13 protein-coding genes are annotated in these 14,361 nt (G+C 72.6%); 4 read left to right on the top strand and 9 right to left on the bottom strand.

Annotated elements, in window-relative coordinates; genetic code table 11:
- The first annotated feature begins 68 nt into the window (after positions 1-68).
- Positions 69-2,042 carry an ABC transporter ATP-binding protein gene (locus ACZ52C_RS03465; RefSeq protein WP_469073178.1) on the top strand — a complete coding sequence of 658 codons (1,974 nt, stop codon included), beginning with the start codon at positions 69-71 and terminating at the stop codon, positions 2,040-2,042.
- 3 nt (positions 2,043-2,045) lie between these two features.
- On the opposite strand, the gene ACZ52C_RS03460 is transcribed toward ACZ52C_RS03465, so the two are convergent.
- The 4 genes from ACZ52C_RS03460 to ACZ52C_RS03445 all read right to left on the bottom strand — a co-directional run bounded on the left by ACZ52C_RS03460 (position 2,046) and on the right by ACZ52C_RS03445 (position 7,239).
- Positions 2,046-2,231, bottom strand: coding sequence for a hypothetical protein (locus ACZ52C_RS03460; protein ID WP_045555207.1), 186 nt, complete (start codon positions 2,229-2,231; stop codon positions 2,046-2,048).
- A gap of 204 nt (positions 2,232-2,435) precedes the next feature.
- Entirely contained in the window at positions 2,436-3,833 is a 1,398-nt protein-coding gene (locus ACZ52C_RS03455) for an amidohydrolase (protein ID WP_469073177.1), read from the bottom strand.
- Between the two features lie 122 nt (positions 3,834-3,955).
- Positions 3,956-5,941 (bottom strand): FUSC family protein, encoded by a 1,986-nt coding sequence (locus tag ACZ52C_RS03450; RefSeq protein ID WP_469073176.1) that lies wholly within the window; start codon positions 5,939-5,941, stop codon positions 3,956-3,958.
- Positions 5,942-6,507: 566 nt separating this feature from the next.
- A complete protein-coding gene (locus ACZ52C_RS03445; RefSeq protein WP_469073175.1) occupies positions 6,508-7,239 on the bottom strand; it encodes a DUF7873 family protein in 732 nt (243 codons plus the stop codon).
- Between the two features lie 273 nt (positions 7,240-7,512).
- On the opposite strand from ACZ52C_RS03445, the gene ACZ52C_RS03440 reads away from it, so the two are divergent.
- Positions 7,513-7,911: a RidA family protein gene (locus tag ACZ52C_RS03440; RefSeq protein WP_469073174.1), complete on the top strand. Its 399-nt coding sequence runs from the start codon at positions 7,513-7,515 to the stop codon at positions 7,909-7,911.
- 108 nt (positions 7,912-8,019) lie between these two features.
- On the opposite strand, the gene ACZ52C_RS03435 is transcribed toward ACZ52C_RS03440, so the two are convergent.
- Together ACZ52C_RS03435 and ACZ52C_RS03430 are read right to left on the bottom strand one after the other, a co-directional pair.
- Entirely contained in the window at positions 8,020-8,754 is a 735-nt protein-coding gene (locus ACZ52C_RS03435) for an aspartate/glutamate racemase family protein (protein WP_469073173.1), read from the bottom strand.
- 2 nt (positions 8,755-8,756) lie between these two features.
- Positions 8,757-10,268, bottom strand: coding sequence for an NCS1 family nucleobase:cation symporter-1 (locus ACZ52C_RS03430; protein ID WP_469073172.1), 1,512 nt, complete (start codon positions 10,266-10,268; stop codon positions 8,757-8,759).
- Between the two features lie 194 nt (positions 10,269-10,462).
- On the opposite strand from ACZ52C_RS03430, the gene ACZ52C_RS03425 reads away from it, so the two are divergent.
- Complete coding sequence (locus ACZ52C_RS03425) at positions 10,463-11,203, top strand: GntR family transcriptional regulator (RefSeq protein WP_469073171.1); 741 nt, start codon at positions 10,463-10,465, stop codon at positions 11,201-11,203.
- Between the two features lie 102 nt (positions 11,204-11,305).
- Here the strand turns inward: ACZ52C_RS03425 and pip are convergent, their stop codons facing one another.
- Complete coding sequence (gene pip, locus ACZ52C_RS03420) at positions 11,306-12,277, bottom strand: prolyl aminopeptidase (protein WP_469073170.1); 972 nt, start codon at positions 12,275-12,277, stop codon at positions 11,306-11,308.
- A 75-nt stretch (positions 12,278-12,352) separates the two neighbouring features.
- Positions 12,353-13,108 carry a uracil-DNA glycosylase gene (locus tag ACZ52C_RS03415; protein WP_469073169.1) on the bottom strand — a complete coding sequence of 252 codons (756 nt, stop codon included), beginning with the start codon at positions 13,106-13,108 and terminating at the stop codon, positions 12,353-12,355.
- Positions 13,109-13,171: 63 nt separating this feature from the next.
- Between ACZ52C_RS03415 and ACZ52C_RS03410 the strand changes: the two genes are divergently transcribed.
- On the top strand, positions 13,172-13,681 hold the full coding sequence (locus ACZ52C_RS03410; RefSeq protein WP_469073168.1) for an RNA-binding S4 domain-containing protein: 510 nt from the start codon (positions 13,172-13,174) through the stop codon (positions 13,679-13,681).
- Between the two features lie 59 nt (positions 13,682-13,740).
- On the opposite strand, the gene ACZ52C_RS03405 is transcribed toward ACZ52C_RS03410, so the two are convergent.
- Entirely contained in the window at positions 13,741-14,241 is a 501-nt protein-coding gene (locus ACZ52C_RS03405) for a DoxX family protein (protein WP_469073167.1), read from the bottom strand.
- Between the last annotated feature and the right edge of the window lie 120 nt (positions 14,242-14,361).

The raw sequence follows: 14,361 nt of genomic DNA, 5'->3' as shown, positions 1-14,361 counted from the left end.
TGCGCCCTGGTCGGGAGCGGAGGACACCGGGATAGTGGCCGTCTGCGACGACTCGGGGGAGGCCGTGAGTGGGGAAGGCACGTGACGGGGGCAAGCCGGAGACGTCCGAGTCGGAGACACTGCTCTTCGGGGGGCCGCTGCGGTACGACATGGGCTGGTCGCAGCACGCCAACGCCTTTCTGGAGCTGAACTTCCGCGCGATGGTGCGCCGGCTGCCGGCGCTGCTCGCGTCGAGCTTCCGGTTGGCCTGGCAGGCGGACCGGCGGGCCGCCCGGACCGTGCTGGCCGCCGAGGCGGGCCGCGGCCTCGCCCAGGCGGTGAGCCTGCTCGCGGTGAACACGATCCTGGCCCGGCTGATGGCCGACGGCACGGTCGAGGAGCGGCTGCGGGAAGCGGTCCCCGCGCTCGTCACCATCGCCGCCGTCACGCTGGTGGCGACGCTGCTGCGGGCCGCGTCGACGTACGCCACGGGCCGGCTGGAACCGAAGGTGGAGCGGGTCGCGACCGAGCTGTACCTGGAGCGGGCGGCGGCGGTGGAGCTGTCCGCGATCGAGGACGACGGTTTCCACAAGTTGCTGGACACCGCGAAGTACGGCGCCCAGTCGGCCCGCCGGATGATCAGCTACTCGGCACGGGTGGTCAACGCGCTGATCTCGCTGGTCGCGGCGGCCGGTGTGCTGACCGTGCTGCACCCCGCCCTGCTCCCGCTGCTGGTCACGATGACCCTGCCGAGCGCCTGGAGCTCCCTGACGATCGCCCGCCGCCGCTACACGTCGTTCCACGCCTGGGTGCAGCACGCCCGGGCGGGTTATCTGATCGGTTCGCTGCTGATCGAGCCGGAGGCGGCCCCGGAGATCCGGGTGCACGGTGTCGGCCCCTTCCTGCTGCGGCACTACCGGTCGATGTCGGAGACCGCGGAGGCCGAGCAGGCCCGGCTGGCCCGGCTGGCGGCCCGTACGGGCCTGTACGCGGCCCTCTGGACGGGGCTGGCCACCGTGGCGACGTACGCGACGCTGGGCGGTCTGCTGCTCGGCGGTGCCATGGCGCTGTCCGTGGCGGGGACGGCGGTCATCGCGATCCGCACGGGCTCGTCGAGTCTGGACACGCTGGTCCTGGAGGTGAACTCCCTGCACGAGGAGGCCCTCTTCGTGGGCGACATGCAGCGGCTCTACGTGGAGGCCGCCAGGCGCGCGATCCCGGAGGGCGGTGATCCGCTGCCCGAGGACCCGCGGGAGATCCGGGTGGAGAACGTGACCTTCGCCTACCCGGGGAAAACCGGGCGGCCGGCGCTCGAGGACGTCACCCTGACCGTGCCGCTCGGCAAGATCGTGGCCCTCGTCGGGGAGAACGGCTCGGGCAAGACGACCCTGGTCAAGCTGCTCGCCGGGCTCTACACACCGGACCAGGGCAAGATCATGTGGGACGGCGTGGACGCGGCGGGCGCCGACCGGCGGCAGCTCGCCGAGCGCATCGCGATGGTCGCGCAGGACTTCAAGCGGTGGCCCTTCACCGCCCGCGTGAACATGGCGATCGGCCGTCCGTCGGTCCCCCTGACGGAGGAGCGGCTCGCCGCGTCCGTCGCGGAGGCCGGGGCGCAGGACGTGGTGGAGGACCTGCCGCGCGGCCTCGACACACTGCTGGCCCGGGGCTTCAGCGGCGGGCACGAGCTGTCGGGCGGGCAGTGGCAGCGGCTGGGCATCGCGCGGGCCGCGTACCGGCGCGGGCACATCCTCATCGTGGACGAGCCGACCGCCGCCCTGGACGCGCGTGCCGAGCTGGAGGTCTTCGAGAAGATCCGCGCGCTGGCGGGCACCGGGCAGACGGTCGTCCTGATCACCCACCGGCTGGCCTCGGTCCGCCACGCCGACCTGGTGCACGTCCTGGACCAGGGGCGCCTGGTGGAGTCCGGCACCCCGGACGAGCTGCTGGCCACGGGCGGGGTCTACGCCGAGCTGTACTCGCTCCAGGCGGAGCAGTTCGCGGTGCGGGCGCCTGCCGAGCAGACGGCCGCCGCGAGGGTTCCCACGCCGAAGGCGGGGTGACGGTCAGGCCGACGCGGTCGCGGCGGTCTCGGCGCCGCGCACGATGACCAGGAACATGTCCGTCGCGATGTCCATCACGACCTCGGCCTGCTGCCCCTCGAGGCGGGCCGCGTGCGCCAATTCCTCCGCCGGCCACGAGCCTCGCGGCCCACCGGCGGGAAAGCGCCCCAGCACCGTTCGCCCGTTCACCCTGCACCTCCATGTCGCGCTGCACCCGCGAGCCCGTAGCCCGCGGCTAGTCAGCTCGTAGATTTAAACGCCAACCAAGGGGTGAACGGCTCGCGAAGTGACGGTACTGAGACGTAGTTGACACGAGGTCAACGAAGGATCGTGAGACACCTCTCAGAAACCACACATTCCGGTGACACCGGGTGCCCACACTTGCACTATTTGTCACTCGGGCGGGATGCGTCGGCTAGCGGGCGGCTCGTCGTAGTCCTGGATCCGGCCGCCGTGACTGCGGTCGGTGAGCGCGGCCAGGCGGCCGGTCATCTCCCGCGCCGTCGCCCGCACGTCGACGGTGAGCAGCTCACGGTCACGCATGAGGACGCGGCCGTCGACGATCGTGGTGGTCACGTCGGCGGAGCGGGCGCTGTGCACGAGGGTGGCGGCGAGGTCGTGCACGGGCTGGGTGTGCGGGCCGCCGAGGTCGACCAGGACGATGTCGGCCCGCCGGCCGGGGGCGAGGCTGCCGACGGCCTCCCCCAGTCCCACGGCCCGGGCGCTCTGGAGCGTGGCGTGGTGCAGGGCCTGGCGGGAGGTCAGCCAGCGCGGGTCGCCCTCGGTGGACTTCTGCACCAGCGCCGTGAGGGCCATGGCCTCCCACACGTCGAGCGAGTTGTTGGAGGCGGCCCCGTCCGTGGCGAGCCCGACCGGGATCTCGAGGCGGCGCAGGGCGCGGACCGGGGTCGTGGGCCAGGCGAACTTCAGATAGCCGCGCGGCGCGGTCGCGACGGCCACCGGTCCCGTCGCCCGCTCCAGGACCGGCAGGTCGCGCTCGACGATCCCGGTGCCGTGCGCGATGAGGACGCCCGCGGGGACGCCGAGCAGTCCGGTGCGTTCCAGGACCTCGACGGGGGTGACACCGTGCCGGGCCAGGCTGTTGTCGGTCTGGTCGCGGCTCTCCGCGGCGTGCAGGTGCACCGGGAGGCCGTGGTCGCGGGCGAGTGTGGCGGTCGCGGCGAGGTCGGCGTCGTCGACGGTGTAGGGGGCGTGCGGGGCGAGGGCGGTGGTGATGCGCCCGCCGGCCGTGCCCCGGTGCCGCAGCGCGAACTCCAGGGACTTCTCGCGGCCTTCGGGCCCCTGCGAGGAGAAGAAGGCCTGCCCCAGGTGGGCGCGCAGACCGGTCTCCTCGACCACGGCGGCGACGGTGTCCATCGCGAAGTAGTGGTCGGCGAAGCAGGTCACCCCGCCGCGGATCATCTCCGCGCACGCCAGCCGGGCCCCCAGTTCGACGTCCCGAGCCGTCAGGTTGGACTCGACGGGCCAGATGACGTCGTTGAACCACTCCTCCGCCGGCATGTCCTCCGCGATACCGCGCAGCGCCACCATGGGCGCGTGCGTATGGCAGTTGACGAGCCCCGGCATGGCGACCTGGCCCCGCGCGTCGATCCGTTCCGCGGTGGGCACGGGGGCCGTCTCCTCCGCCGGTCCGATACCGGCGATCACCCCCTCCCGTACGACGATCGCGGCGTCCTCCAGGAACGCGATCCCCTCGTGCTCGTCGTGGACGAGGGCGGTGCAGCCGGTGATGACGAGATCGGCGGGCGAGGGGGGCGGGGGCGGCGTCATGTCGTCACGGTACGACCGGGGCGTGCCTGGGAGGGGGTTGACTCGGACATCCCGCGGGCGGCATCCGGCCGCTTCCTGGGCGCGCGCGGGCTCGGTCGGTCACGCCGTCGCCGTGGGCGCCGTCACGCCCTCACGCCCGGCCTCGGCAGGAGATCGGCGGCCGTGTCCGGTGGGGCGGGGAGGCTGATGTCGATGCGTCCTCGGTGGCGGGCGAGTTCGTCGAGGAGTGCGGTGAGCCGTTCGACGTGGTGGCGGCCGAGCCGTCCGGTGTCGTCGAGGTGCACGGCGCAGGCGGTGGTGGTGTCGACCAGCCGTTCGAGCAGGGCGGCGATCTCGTCGGTGCCCTCGGTGTGCCGGGCCAGGGCGGGCAGTTCGGCCCCCGAGAGGGTGATCGCGGCGCGGGCGGCGGCGAGCGAGCGGTAGGCCTCGCGGCGCAGGGTCCAGCGGGCGGCCCGTTCGTCGGCCTCGCCCGGTACGGCGGCCCCGACGGACACGGTGACACCGTACGGCGTGGACGCGCCGCTCGACGGGGGCACTCCGCCCGCTCCCGGGAAGGCACCCGGCGTGCGCGCCTCGCGCAGGACGTGCGCGAGATAGGCGTGCGCCGCTGTGCCCGCTTCCGTGAGCCGGGCGCGTACGCCCCCGCCGCGCTGCCCCTTGGGCATCGGCAGATGACCGACGATCAGGACGATGGCGCAGGCCAGCAGGGTCTCGGCGATACGGCTCCAGGATGCCTGCGGGTCTCCGCCGACCATGACGAGGGCGAGGACCAGCACGGTGACGACCGCGGTCTGGGCGGCGAAGTGCCGTGTGGCGACGGGGATCAGCGCCCCGCTGACCGCGACCAGCGCGATCAGCCCCTCCGGCCGGGGCAGCACGGCGGCGAACCCGGCGAAGAGCACGGCGCCCAGCACGGTCCCGGCCGCCCGGCACAGCACCCGGGACACGAGCGGCCCGAGGTCGGGCTTGACCAGGAAGACGGCGGTGGCGGGCAGCCAGTACCAGTGCTGGTGGTGCAGCGCCTGTGCCACGGCCGCCGCGGTACCGAAGGACAGGGCGACCCGCAGCCCGTACTCGCGCCCGCCGGAGCCGAGGCCGCGCCGGACGAGCGAGCCGAGGGTACGGCGGCGGGTGTGCAGGTCGTACGGGTCGCCGCCCCGGTCGAAGGCCTCGGCGGCGCGCAGGAGCGCGTCGTCGAGGGCGCGCAGCGCGGGCGCGGAGCGTGCGGGCGCGGGCAGCCGGCCGGTGCCGGTGTTGCCGCGTACGGCCGCGGCGAGCCGCCGGGGCCCCTCGGACGCGCGGCCGACGACGGCGTCCCCGGCCCAGGCCAGCGCGGTCGCCGCCTCGGCGAGCGGGAGCGCGGCGGTGTACTGGGCGTGCAGGCGCCGTTCCGCCGACGAGCTGGCCCAGCGCCGCAGCCGGGGTCCGGCGAGGGCGTCCTGGGCGTGGTCGAGGGCGGCGGTCAGCGCGGCCCGCCGGGCGATGGCGTCGGAGGTGCCGACGGCGTCCAGCAACGCCGCGATCGCGTCGTACACGGCGGCGACGGCGTCCCGTTCGCCGTCGAAGCGGTAGTCGCCGGCGGTGAGAACCGCGGGGGTGGGCAGGGCGAGGCGCAGCGCGAGCAGCCATCCGGCGCCGGCGAGGTAGGCGAGCGCCCGCTGCCATCCCGGTTCGGGCAGCGGCATCCCGGCGCCGATGGCGGCGGCGACCAGCAGCTGGGTGCCCGCTCCGGAGGCCACGGGCCCCACCGCGCTCATCGCGCCGGCGAGCAGTCCGAGCGCGGTGAGCAGCAGGGTGAGGACGACGGCTCCGGCGTACTGTCCGGCGTACGTCCCGACGAGGAGCCCCACGGCTCCGGCGAGCGCGGGCACACCGAGGCGCTGCACGGCGACGCGCCGGCTGCCGGGGCGGTCGTTGATTCCGGCGAGCATGGCGCCGAGTGCGGCGAGGACCCCGACGGAGGGGCGTCCCGACACCACGGCGACCAGCAGCAACGGTCCACCGGCCAGCGCCCCCCGCAGCACCGCGTTCCAGGGCACCGGCCCCCGCTGCGCACGCAGAGCGTGGGCGAGCCAGGGCGGCAGGGCGAGGACGGCGCGGCGGGACACGGGGCTCCTGTCGTCGGGTGAGGGCGGGGGTGTGCCTTCGGGCGACGGTGGCCGGGGCGTTGGCGGTGGGCGTGAGCGTCGTGAGTGTGGTGCGTGTGCTGTGCGTTCCACCGTAGGTCTCGGACCTGGAGAATATGGGACGCTCGTATTACCGCGATGTGACGATCTCTGTAGATGCCATGTTCTTTATGAACGCAACAGAGGTGGACCCGGGGGCGTAGCCGGCCCCCGGGCCCTGATATGCCGCCTCCTGGGCACGCCGCCACAGTTGAGAACCCAGGTCAGTCATCATGTCGCCGCGTCCTGCCTTTGGACCACCACGCATCGAGCTGCGCGGGCTGGACTTGAACCAGCATTTCGACGTCCGGGGCCTGAGTCCGGTCGTTGCGGCGATCGGCGGCGAATACTGAGTCTGGAGCAATAGTCTGAGATTGATCACGGCCCGTCCCTGAAATCCTTGGCGGGTACGGACCGCTCCGTCACGACAAGCCTCAGCTTCAGCTTGCGCTCCTCGCGCACCCCGCCCGGCTCACAGGCCGACCGGGGAGTTCATGAGGCTACCCGAACTATCCGAACAGGTAGCCGAATACGGCGTCACCGACCCGCTGGTCGACGACCTCCACACCGTTCGCTTCCTCCCGCGCGAACTTAACGGCCTGCTGCAGCTTCTCGACGCGGTCGAGGATCTCGTTCACACGGCGGGCGGGCAGGGCTCCGGAGAACTTCACGGTCGTCCAGTAGCCGACCGGAATGTCCTCGTAGTACACCTCCACCTGGGCGGGGTGCTTGTCGGTCGCCTCCGCCTTCACATGGTTGCGCGGCACCTTCTTGGTCCGCACCGTCCGCACCGCCTCGGTCTTCCAGGCGTCGGTGGACGGATCCTGGGCCCACGCCTCGGAGGCGTCGAGCACGGGCAGCTTGCGCACCAGTGTGTTGATCTCGCCGAGCTGCTTCTCCAGGAAGAGGAGATAGGCCACGGGCACATCGGCGACGAGCACCCGGCCCTCGACCTGCACATCCGCCCGCGCGGTGCAGTTGGCCCAGTCCTTGGTGGCGGTCACGTCGAACAGTCGCGTGAGGACGCCGGCCGTCTCCCGCAAGACGTCCTCCGCCCGCACCTGCACCCGGGTCGACTCGGGCGGCAACTGCTCGCCCTCCTCGTCCTTCGGCTGATAGGTACGCGCGATTCCGGCCAGCAACGCCGGCTTCTGCAGCCCGTGATGAGCGGCCGTCAGGTCCTGCTGGGACTTGGCCTTGACGCCCTTCTCCACTGCGATGATCTGATTGAGTTTCGCCACGCGGATGACGTTAACAGCGGAACTCCCCTCACTTCGAAGGATTATTTCGAGGGCTGCTCGGCTCGGGAAATCGGGCGGAATGCCAGCGCTCCGGCAGTTCGCCGGTTCGCAGTGGGGACCGGCGGTTCCGGAACCGCCCGCCCCTCCGCCGGCACTCCTCCTCCCTCCCGCAGCCATAAATCGGATGCGGAGGGTGGAGCGGGAAGCGGATGATCGACAGGTTGTCCTCCCCCGTTCTCCCTCGTTCTTCCCCGTCCTCCACCGGGAGCAGTGATGATCCGGCGCACCAACGCCCCCAGCCTCTTCTCGCCGCCCGTCTACGCGCACGCGTCCGTCGTCGAGGCCGGGGCCACGCTCGCCTTCCTCGCCGGTTCCGTCCCGCTGGACGCCGACGGGAAGCTGGTCGGGGAGGGCGATCCGGTGCGGCAGGCCGAGCAGGTGCTGGCCAACCTCGGGGAGCAACTGCGGGCGGTGGGCAGCGACTTCGAGCACGTCGCCTACACCGACGTGTATGTCGTGAGCAGCGAGCCCGCTGTCCTCTCCGCCGTCTGGGACGTCGTCGAGGCGTCCGGCCTGAGCATCGGCCCCCACTCCTCGACCCTCCTCGGCGTGGCCTGCCTCGGCTACACGGGCCAGTTGGTGGAGATCACGGCGACGGCGGTGGTCCCGTAGCGGCGGAGGTCGGCGTCGGGCAGGAACCGCGAGGGCCGTAGGGGCCGCAAAAGCCTTGGGAACCGTAGGGGCCGCGAGGGCTGTGGGGGTCGCAGCCCTGCAAGCCCTCTACCGCGCCCCGTTCCCGTGCCTGTTCCCGTCCCCCCAGGTCCTCCTCTTCGGCAGCGGCTTCGCGTAGCTCCCCGCGCGGCTGGTGGTCAGGCCCAGCGTGACCAGCGACTCGGCGAGTTTCACCGCCGCCCCCACCCCGTCGACGACCGGTACCCCCAGCTTCTCCCCCACGGTCCGTTGCAGCCCGGTCATCCCCGCGCACCCCAGGACCAGCACCTCGGCCCCGGCGTCGCGGGCGCGCTGTCCGGCCGCGAGGAAGGCCCGGGTGGTGCGGTCGGTGTCGGCGAGGTCGAGGACGCCGAGCCCGGTGCCGACGATCGCGGCGCAGTTGCGGCCCACACCGGCGGCCTCCAGGCTGTCCTCGATCTGCCCGCAGGTGCGGTCCAGCGTGGTCACCACCCCGTAGCGCCGTCCGAGCAGGCAGGCGAGGTGGGCGGCGGCCTCGGTGATGTCGACGACGGGGGCGTCCAGCAGCTCCCGGGCCCCCTCGCGCCCGTGCTCCCCGAAGCCGGCCATGACGACGGCGTCGTACAACTCCTCGTGGGTCCGCAGGGCGTCGAGGACGGCGGCGGCGGAGAGGTAGCTGTCGAGCCAGCCCTCCGCGGACTCGGGGCCCCAGGCGGGGGTCAGTCCGGTCACGGTGGTGCCCGGGCCTGCCGCGGCCCGGGCACCTCGCACGATCTCCTCGGTCATTCCCTGCGTCGTGTTGCAGTTCGTGACGACGATGCGCACGCTCAGCCCTCCACGGCGGAGCTCGACGCGGCGGAGGGGGTCTCGGGCGAAGCCGTCGCGGAGGGGGCCGACGCCGCGGCCCGCTCGTCCCGGCACAGCACCGCGTACAGGCCCGCGGCCAGCGCCGTACCGATGAACCAGGAGTACGGGGCGACCGCGCTGAAGGTGGTCACCAGGGCGAGCACCGCCGAGACCGCGGCGGCCGGCAGGAACGCCCACAGCGCCTTGGGGTTGACGCCCTTGCGGTAGTAGTAGCGGGAGCCGGGCTCGGCGTTGAAGAGTTCGTCGACGTCGATGCGGCCGCGCTTGACCCAGAAGTAGTCGAGCATGATCACCCCGAACAGCGGGCCGAGGAAGGCGCCCAGGCCGCCGAGGAAGTACTGCACGACGGTGGGGTTGGAGAACAGGTTCCACGGGGTCACGACCAGCGCCGCGACCGTGCTGATCATGCCGCCGACCTTGAAGGTGATCTTCTGCGGCCAGACGTTGGCGAGGTCGTACGCCGGCGAGACGAAGTTGGCGACGATGTTGACTCCCATGGTGGCGATGGCGAAGGTCAGGGCGCCCAGGACGAGCACCCAGGTGTTGCCGACCTTGGCGACGAGTTCGGCCGGGTCGGTGATGGCCTCGCCGAACACCTCCAGCGAGCCGGCCGTGACGATGACCGACACGACCACGAAGGCGGTCGAGTTGATCGGCAGGCCCCAGAAGTTCCCGCGCTTGACCGTCCTGTAGTCGGGGGCGAAGCGGGAGAAGTCGCAGAAGTTGAGCATCAGCGTGCCGTAGGTGGCGAGGACCAGCCCGATCGCTCCGAACCACTGCCGCCACTGCTCGCCGACGGAGACCGGGTTCGGGGTGGAGGTGAGGGAGATGGTCCAGTCGGCCTTGGCGAGGACCCAGACTGCGAGCGCGATCATGACGATCCAGATCGCCGGGCCGCAGAAGTCCTGGAACTTGCGGACCGACTCCATGCCCTGGCTGATGATCAGCGCCTGGATGAGCCAGAGGGCGACGAAGGTGCACCAGCCGAGCTGGTGCAGGCCGAGGAAGGAGTTGTGCGTCCAGGACTCCAGGCCCGGCCAGGCGGCGAGCAGCATGACGTTGACCGCGACGGACGCGAGGTAGGTCTGGATGCCGTACCACATGATGGCGATCACGGCCCGGATGAGGGCCGGGATGTTGGCGCCCCAGACGCCGAAGCTGATGCGGCTGACCACGGGGAAGGGCACACCGTGGCGCTGCCCGATCTTCCCCATCCAGTTCATCCCGATGTAGATGATCACGAAGCCGACGAGCAGCGAGGTGAACACCTGCCAGACGTTCATGCCGAGGACGAGCAGGCCCGCGGCGAACGTGTAGTTGCCCAGGTTGTGGACGTCGGACATCCACAGGGCGAAGAGGTCGAAGACCTTCCAGTTCCGCTTCTCGGCGGGGGCGAGGTCTTCGTTGGTGAGGCGGGGGTCGGGGAGGAACGCTGTGGTGCCGGTGGCTTCGACACTGTCGGCGAGGGACACGGGGCCTCCAGGAGCGAGAGGAGACGAGCGTAGGTGGTGGGGACGGGTGCGGCACCGGCGTGGGGGAACGGGGGAGCACCACGAATTGTTTGGTATACCAAACTGCGCTCATACTGCTCCCGTCAACCGTTCTGACCGATGTCGCAGTTGTTAACGCCATGTAAAACACCACTCGTGTCGGCGAAGATTGCTCCATGAGCTCCCTGGCTCCGGAAGGAGCGAAGATCGAACCCCTGGGTGCGGTGCGCGAGCGCGTCCTCGGCACCCTGCGGCAGGACATCATCGCGGGACGTCTGCGCCCGGGCGACCGGCTCGTCGAGCGCGAGCTGGCCGACCGCTTCGGGGTCTCCCGGGTCCCGGTCCGCGAGGCGATCCGCGCACTGGTCGCCGAGGGCTTCGTCCACTTCGAGACCCCGCGCCGCACAGTCGTGCGCCGGCTCACCCCGGCGGACGTGGCGGAGCTCTTCGAACTGCGCGAGGCGCTGGAGGTGTACGCGGCCGGGCTCGCCGCCTCCCGCGCCACCCCGGAGTCCCTCGCCGAGCTGTCGGCCCTGCTCGACCGGGCGGCGGAGGCGACCCGCGCCGGGGACGCCGAGACGATCACCGACATCAACACACGCTTCCACGACCGCGTCCTCGCCATGGCCGGCAACAGCCTGCTCAGCTCCGTCATGGAACCGGTCGACGGCCGACTGCGCTGGCTGACCCGCCAGAACACCGAGTGGCCCCAACTCCTCACCGAGCACCGGGAGTTGTACGAGGCCATCGCCTCCGGCGACCCCGACCGCGCCCGCGCGCACGCCCTCACCCACGTCCGGACCAACTACCGGTCGACTGTGCGGCACCTGTTCGGCGAGAACGGGGAGGACACCGGGACCGGGGAGACCCGGGACGGCGGCGGGACCGGGGAGGACGGCCGGACCGGCGGGCCGTGAACCCCGGTGCAACCGGAGCACCGCTCCGCCACATCAGCGGCGGCCGCACCGCCACGCGGACGACCAGCGGCCCGCGCCCGCGTCGTCCGACGCCCGGCCCGCTCAGCCGTGGGCGGCGTAGCGGTCCGTCGCCGCCACCAGTGCCTCCGTCATGTCCGGCGCGCCCGCGTCGTGGCCCACGTCGTCGACGAGGACCAGCTCGCTGCCGGGCCAGGCGTGGTGGAGGCGCCAGACGATGCCGAGGAGGTTGCCGGGGTCGAGGCTGCCCTGGACGAGGGTGCCCGGGATGCCCTCGAGCAGCGGCGCGTCGCGCAGGACCACACCGTCCTCGTCGCCGTCGCCGCCGCCGAGGAAGTGGCCGTTGCCCCAGTAGTGGGTGACGGTACGGGCGAAGCCGTAGCGGAAGACCGGATCCTCGTAGCGCGGCACCGAGCGGGGCGGCTGCGCCGCGATGGCCGTCTCCCAGTCCGTCCAGGCCCGCGCGGCCCGCGTCCGCACGGCCTCGTCGGGCGACTCGAGCAACCGGTTGTAGGCGGCCGGCAGGTTCCCGTCCCGCTCGTCCTCGGGCAGCTCGGCCAGGAACCGTTCGAACGCGTCCGGGAAGAACTGTCCGAGTCCCCTGGTCAGCAGGGCGACTTCGGCGTCGGACCCGGTGGCGACCCCGGTGAGGACCAGCTCCGTGACGGCGTCCGGATGCGTCTGGGCGTACCGCAGGCCGAGCACGGACCCCCACGACACGCCCCACACCAGCCACCGTCCGATCCCGAGGTGCCGCCGCAGCAGCTCCAGATCGGTGATCAGACGATCCGTCGTGTTGACGCTCATGTCGGTCTCGTACGCGCTCGCCGGCGGCGTCGAACGCCCGCAGCCCCGCTGGTCGAGCAGCACGATCCGGTACGCCTCGGGGTCGAAGAGCCGGGGGAACCAGGCGTTGGCCCGAGAGCCCGGCCCGCCGTGCAGCACGACGGCGGGCTTGCCCTGCGGATTCCCGCAGACCTCCCAGTACACCCGGTTGCCGTCCCCGACGTCGAGCATGCCGTGGTCGTACGGTTCGATCTCCGGGTAGAGGGGCATTGCGCGACCCTAACCGGCGTACGACGAGGTCCGCATCCGGTTTTCCGCTGGGCCGCCGCGCAGTTCTCCCCTCGGCTACGGCACGACCGCCAGCCCCGCCGACATCGCCGCCGTACGCAGGACGTCCCGCAGCATCGCGGGGGTCAGGCGGCCGGTGAAGGTGTTGCGCTGGCTGACGTGGAAGCAGCCGAAGAGGTCGAGACCGTCGAGCGGCACCCGGGTGCCGTGGGCGAAGACGGGCCGGGGCCGGGGCACGTCCCAGCCGGCCTCGGCGAGCGCGGGCAGCGCGGCCTGCCAGCCGAAGGCACCGAGCACGACCACGGCCCGCAGGGTGGGCCGCAGCAGCTCCAACTCCCGCACCAGCCAGGGGCGGCAGGTGTTCCGCTCCTCGGGCGTCGGCTTGTTGGCGGGCGGCGCGCAGTGCACGGGTGAGGTGATCCGTACGCCGTACAGTTCCAGGCCGTCGTCCGTGGCGACCGCCGTGGCGCGCGAGGCCAGGCCCACGTCGTGCAGCGCCGCGTAGAGCACGTCGCCCGAGCGGTCGCCGGTGAACATCCGCCCTGTCCGGTTCGCCCCGTGCGCGGCGGGCGCGAGGCCGACGATCAGCAGCGCGGCGTCGGGCGGCCCGAAACCCGGTACCGGCCGCCCCCAGTACTCCTGGTCGGCGAACGCGGCCCGCCGGGTGCGCGCCACCTCTTCCCGCCACTCGACCAGTCGGGGACAGGCCCGGCACCCGGTGATCCGCGCGTCGAGCGCGGCGAGACCGGTGCCCTCGGCGCCGTCTCCGCCGTCGGCCCCCACGTCGCCACCACCACCGCTGCCGCCGTCCATCTCTCCACGGTACGTCCGGTGATCGCCCGCCCCGTGCGGCCGGGCGGGGGCTAAGGTCGGGGTATGGCTTCTGAAGGTACGCAGGAGCGGGCGGGCGATCCGGCCGCGACGAGCGGGGGCTCCGACGGGCCGGCGGCGGCATCCGCAGAGGCGGCCCGTCCGGCGAGCGGCGAGAGCGTGCGCATCGACAGCTGGATCTGGTCCGTGCGCCTGGTCAAGACCCGTTCGATGGGCGCCACCGCCTGCCGGGGCGGCCACGTCCGCGTCAACGGCGAGCGCGTCAAGCCCGCGTACGCGGTGCGCGTCGGCGACGAGGTGCGGCTGCGCCAGGCCGGGGGCCACGAGCGGATCGTGGTCGTGCGGCGGCTGATCCGCAAGCGGGTCGGCGCGCCCGTCGCCGCCGAGTGCTACGTCGACAACTCGCCGCCGCCCCCGCCTCGCGAGGCCGTGGCCCCCGCCGGCATCCGTGACCGGGGTGCCGGCCGCCCCACCAAGCGCGACCGCCGGGACTTGGAGCGTCTGCGGGGCCTGGCGGAGGCGGCGAACGCCGATCGGCTCCGCCGCTCCACCTGATCCCTCCCGTCGGCGGCCCCCGAGATGTCGTCGTTCGTCGCGATGCCCGGCCGCGACGGTCACGCCCGGCGGCCGCGCACGAGCCGTGTCAGCCCGGCCGCGTCCTGCCGCCGCACCCAGGCGATCAGGGCGAGCGGAACGATCAGGATGAGCGGTGTCGCCGCGTACTCCCCGTCGAAAGCGGTGATCTGCGTGATGAACGCGCCCACCATCAGCGCGCTCAGCGACACCGCCGCGAGCGGGGCCAGCACGGGGATCAACAGCCCGACGGCGCCCGCCAGTTCGAGCAGGCCGATGGTGTACATCCCCGCGCTGCCCCAGCCGAGCGTGTCGAAGGACTCGACGGCCGACGGGTGTGCGATCAGCTTGGGCAGCGCGCTCGCGAGCCCGTAGAACAGCGCGAGCGCGATCTGCAGCGCGCGCAGCGAGATCCGGGCGCCCTTGCCGCGCGCGGTGGCCTTCGTACGGGCGGCCGGAACGGCGGTGGGGCCCGGGCCGGCGGTGGGAGCGGGGACGGCGGTGGAGGCGGCGCGGGTGACGGGGGCGGTGGTCTCGGACATGGGATCTCCTGGGTGAAGCGGTTCCGTGTTCGCTGTCACAGAGGTAGACCGGACCACTCCCCCGAACTCATCGCCGCGCGCCCGGAATTCACGCCGGGTTCTCGGCCCCCGCCGGGCCGC

Source organism: Streptomyces sp. NPDC034049 (genome assembly GCF_055575575.1).
This window is presented reverse-complemented; position numbering and strand designations above follow the sequence as displayed.